Annotated in this window: 1 protein-coding gene; it reads left to right on the top strand. The window is 64.7% G+C overall.

Annotated elements, in window-relative coordinates; translation table 11 throughout:
* The coding region (locus B9Z39_RS16770) for an FG-GAP repeat protein (RefSeq protein ID WP_146183355.1) at positions 1-3,040 on the top strand (3,040 nt) is incomplete at both ends.

Raw genomic sequence — 3,040 nt, 5'->3', positions numbered from 1 at the left:
GTGACTTCGCTGGCCGACATCACCAGCCAGGCCGATGGCTTGTGGAACAGCGTGGCCATTGGGCAGAGCAACACCAGCACCGCCTTGGGCTTGAGCGGCTTGAGCGACGGCAGCTACGTGCTCTACACCGTGGACGCAGCGGGCAACCTGAGTGCCGTCAGCAGCCAGACCTTGACGGTCGATAGCACAGCACCCACGGCCACCCTCACGACGGCCAGCTTGGCCAACACCGCCAGCGCCACCGTCAGCAGCTCCGAGGTCGGCACCGCTTACCTCGTCAGCAGCAGCGTGAGCGTGACTTCGCTGGCCGACATCACCAGCCAGGCCGATGGCTTGTGGAACAGCGTGGCCATTGGGCAGAGCAACACCGACACCGCCTTGGGCTTGAGCGGCTTGAGCGACGGCAGCTACGTGCTCTACACCGTGGACGCAGCGGGCAACCTGAGTGCCGTCAGCAGCCAGACCTTGACGGTCGACACCACCGCCCCCACGGCCACCTTGGGTAGTTCGAGTGTTGTGGCCAACACCGCCAGCGCCACCGTCAGCAGCTCGGAGGTGGGCACCGCTTACCTGGTCAACAGCAGCGTGAGCGTGAGTTCACTGGCCGACATCACCAGCCAGGCCGATGGCTTGTGGAACAGCGTGGCCATTGGGCAGAGCGACACCAGCACCGCCTTGGGCTTGAGCGGCTTGAGCGACGGCAGCTATGTGCTCTACACCGTGGACGCGGCGGGCAACCTCAGTGCCGCCACCACCCAGACCATCACCTTGGACAGCACGGCACCCACGGCTGTCCTCACCCCCGGCATCTTTGCCGACACCATCAGCAGCGCCACCGTCAGCAGCTCGGAAGTCGGCACCGCTTACCTCGTCAACAGCAGCGTGAGCGTGACTTCGCTGGCCGACATCACCAGCCAGGCCGATGGTTTGTGGAACAGCGTGGCCATCGGGCAGAGCAACACCAGCACTGCCTTGGGCTTGAGCGGCTTGAGCGACGGCAGCTATGTGCTCTACACCGTGGACGCGGTGGGCAACCTCAGTGCGGCCAGCAGCCAGACCCTCACCTTGGAGAGCATGGCACCTACTTCCACCTTGGGTAGCACAAGCGTTCTCACCAACACCGCCAGCGCCACCGTCAGCAGCTCGGAGGTCGGCACCGCTTACCTCGTCAACAGCAGCGTGAGTGTGAGCACGCTGGCCGACATCACCAGCCAGGCCGATGGTTTGTGGAACAGCGTGGCCATTGGGCAGAGCAACACCAGCACTGCCTTGGGCTTGAGCGGCTTGAGCGACGGCAGCTATGTGCTCTACACCGTGGACGCGGCGGGCAACCTCAGTGCCGTCAGCGGCCAGTCCCTGCGCGTGACCGGCGTGGACCTGAGCGCTTTGGCAGCTGGCACCGGCGGTTTTGTGATCAACGGTGAATGTGCGGATGATCAAAGTGGCTACAGCGTGTCGGGCGCAGGCGATGTCAACGGCGACGGCTTGGCCGACTTGCTGGTGGGCGCGCCCTTTATCACCATCGGCTCTGGCAGTCGCAGCTACGTGGTGTTTGGCACCAGCGCCACCAGCGCCATCAACTTGAGCGCTGTGGTCGCAGGCACGGGCGGCTTTGTGATCAACGGCGCGTGCACCGATGATTACAGCGGCTGGAGTGTATCCAGCGCAGGCGATATCAACGGCGATGGCTTGGCCGACTTGCTGGTAGGCGCACCCTACAGCGACCCCAGCAGTGGCAGCAGCGCCGGGTGCAGCTATGTGGTGTGGGGCTCCACCGCCACCAGCGCCATCAACCTGAGCGCGGTGACCGCTGGCACAGGCGGCTTTGTCATCAACGGCGTAAGTAATGGCGATCGAAGCAGCTTCAGCGTGGCGAGCGCGGGCGACGTCAACGGCGATGGCTTGGATGACTTTTTAATTGGTGCCGTCGACGTAGGGGGTTCAACTGGACGTAGCTACGTGGTGTGGGGCACCACCGCCACCAGCGTCATTGAATTGAGCGATGTGGCCGCAGGAAGTGGTGGCTTTGTCATCAACGGCATAAGTGCTGGCGATCGAACTGGCTACAGCGTGTCGAGCGCAGGCGATGTCAACGGTGACGGCTTGGCCGACTTGCTGGTAGGCGCACCCTACAGCGACCCCAGCAATGGCAGCAACGCCGGGCGCAGCTATGTGGTGTGGGGCTCCACCGCCACCAGCGCCATCAACCTGAGCGCGGTGACCGCTGGCACAGGCGGCTTTGTCATCAACGGCCAAGCCAATGGCGACAACAGTGGCTACAGCGTGGCGGGCGCAGGCGACGTCAACGGCGACGGCTTGGCCGACTTGCTGGTGGGGGCTATTTTCGGCGACCCCAGCGCGCGCAACAACGCTGGACGCAGCTACCTGGTGTGGGGCACCACAGCAGCCAGCGCCATTGCATTGAGCAACGTCGCCGCGGGCACAGGGGGCTTTGTGATCAACGGCCAAGCCAGTGGCGACAACAGTGGCTACAGCGTGTCGGGCGCGGGCGATGTCAACGGCGACGGTTTGGCCGATTTGTTGCTAGGTGCCATCGGCTCAGGCAACAACATCGGGCACACCTACCTGGTGTTGGGTACCACCGCCACCAGCGCCATTGAGTTGAGCAACGTCGCCGCAGGCAGTGGTGGCTTTGTGATCAACGGCCAAGCCAGTGGCGACAACAGTGGCTTCAGCGTGTCGGGCGCAGGCGACGTCAACGGCGACGGCTTGGCCGACTTGCTGGTGAGCGCACCGTTCAGCAGCACCAGCGCGGGCAGCAACACCGGGCGCAGCTATGTGATTTTTGGTGCCACCGACGGCACCTGGGCCAACAAAACCGCCGTCGACCAACTCGGCAGCGCCGCCGCCGACACCCTCACTGGCACCACCAGCGCCGAGACCCTGGTGGGCGGCGCGGGCGACGACACCCTCATCGGCAACGGCGGTGCCGATGTGCTCTACGGCGGCTCGGGCAACGACGTGCTGGTGGTCAACGCCAGCACCTTGCTGGCCCTGCAAAGCCCCATGGGCAGCGCCA

Origin of the sequence: Limnohabitans sp. JirII-29, assembly GCF_003063395.1 — a bacterium.
In the GTDB taxonomy this organism is placed as follows: domain Bacteria; phylum Pseudomonadota; class Gammaproteobacteria; order Burkholderiales; family Burkholderiaceae_C; genus Limnohabitans.
This window is presented reverse-complemented; position numbering and strand designations above follow the sequence as displayed.